A 1,668-nucleotide genomic window follows, 5' to 3' on the forward strand; every position below is an offset into this window, starting at 1 on the left:
GAAATTCCAACGAGTTTTTGGACGAGAGAAGCCACAAATCTGACTTAGTGGGTTTGACACCCAACTAGGCTAATCGCCCTCAAGAAATCGCGTTAATCGTGTATGTAGGATGAACTCCTACAAATTTAGATATAATGCTTAAAACTCACGTAGGAGTTACACCAGTTTTTTCAATCTAGTCCATGGATCGACATGAAACTGATCCGCACCAGCAGTTTTGGACACCGAGTTAAGTGAGTACAATCACTAACGAGGTGAATCATGACAAACAAAAAGAAACGTATTATCCATTCTCCTGAATTTAAAGCCGAAGCCCTGAAGCTAGCAGAGAAAGTGGGAGTGGCTGCGGCAGTAAGACAGCTCTCCTTGCATGAATCTCAGATCTACGGTTGGCGTAAGGCTGTAAAGAAAGACACCACGACCAGTCAGCGAGAGCAAGAGCTAGCCGCTGAAGTAGCCAAGCTCAAAAGGCAGTTAGCAGAACAAGCAGAAGAGCTAGATATCGTAAAAAAGGCCGCCACCTACTTCGCGAAAAATCTAAAATAGATTGCTATGAATTTATGCTCGAACACCTGCTGTGCTTCAGTGTTGTCCGTATGGCTAAGGTGTTCAGGGTTTCTCTAAGTGGGTTTTATTATTGGATTAAGCATCGTCACAAGGCCATCCAACGCGAGACAATTCGTCAAGAGCTTGATACAAAGGTCAAAGATGCGTTTGACAACAGTAAAGGTCGAGATGGTTCAAGACGTATCCAGAAAGAACTCGCTGAGAACGGTAATAGCCATAATGTTAAAACCATTGCAGCCAGCATGAAGCGTCAGGATTTAACGCCGAAAGCGGCACGCAAGTTTAAGTGTACAACGGACAGCAAGCATAAGATGCCTGTAGCTCCGAACTTGCTAGCTCAGGACTTTAATGCAACGGCCCCGAATCAGAAATGGGCGGGAGATATCACGTATCTTGCCACAAGCGAAGGCTGGCTGTATTTGGCTGTGATCATTGATCTTTACTCACGACAAGTAATCGGTTGGTCGATGGATACGAGGATGACGGCAACACTGGTCTGCGATGCATTATCAATGGCTTTGTTCCGTCGAGGGTTCCCTGAGCAGGTTATTCTTCATAGTGATAGAGGTAGCCAGTATTGCTCGAAAGATTATCGAGACCTCATAACTGCTTATAATCTAAAGCAAAGTATGAGTAGAAAAGGAAACTGCTGGGATAATGCGTGTGTTGAGAGCTTCTTCCATTCGATGAAGGTTGAAGCGATCCAGTACGAACCGATCATGACCAGAGATGAGATGCGCCAAACAGTCTTCGAGTACATTGAGGTTGATTATAATCGGACGAGAAGACACAGTGCTCTTGGGTATCTAAGCCCAGTTAACTTTGAACAGAAAAATGTCGCTTAATGAAGTGTCCAGTCTGGCTGGAGCAGATCAGTCATCATGAGGAAGTTATCTTGTACAAAGTGCAGTGGCATAAAAAGGCCATTTGAGCTTGAAAACGACCTAATGCAACTTAGCTCTGCTAAACCTAGCCATTGATAGTAAGTTGAGAGCGAGTGATTTACTAAAGCTACACGTATACGATGTCTCTTCGCAAGGAGTGATTTATGAGAGGGGTCAATGCATCCGGCAAAAAACGGGCACTGATGTGCACTATGAA

1 protein-coding gene and 1 pseudogene are annotated in these 1,668 nt (G+C 44.5%); both read left to right on the top strand.

Annotation, left to right across the window (positions count from 1 at the left end; all coding sequences use genetic code 11):
* The first annotated feature begins 261 nt into the window (after nucleotides 1-261).
* A protein-coding gene (locus tag R8O11_RS24745; RefSeq protein ID WP_318194548.1) for an IS3 family transposase occupies nucleotides 262-1,412 on the top strand; the annotation gives its coding sequence in 2 pieces (ribosomal slippage) (nucleotides 262-505 and nucleotides 505-1,412; 1,152 coding nt in all).
* Nucleotides 1,413-1,448: 36 nt separating this feature from the next.
* Nucleotides 1,449-1,668 (top strand): annotated as a pseudogene (locus tag R8O11_RS24750) (integrase); the annotation flags it as partial.

Source organism: Vibrio sp. 1288 (genome assembly GCF_033344475.1).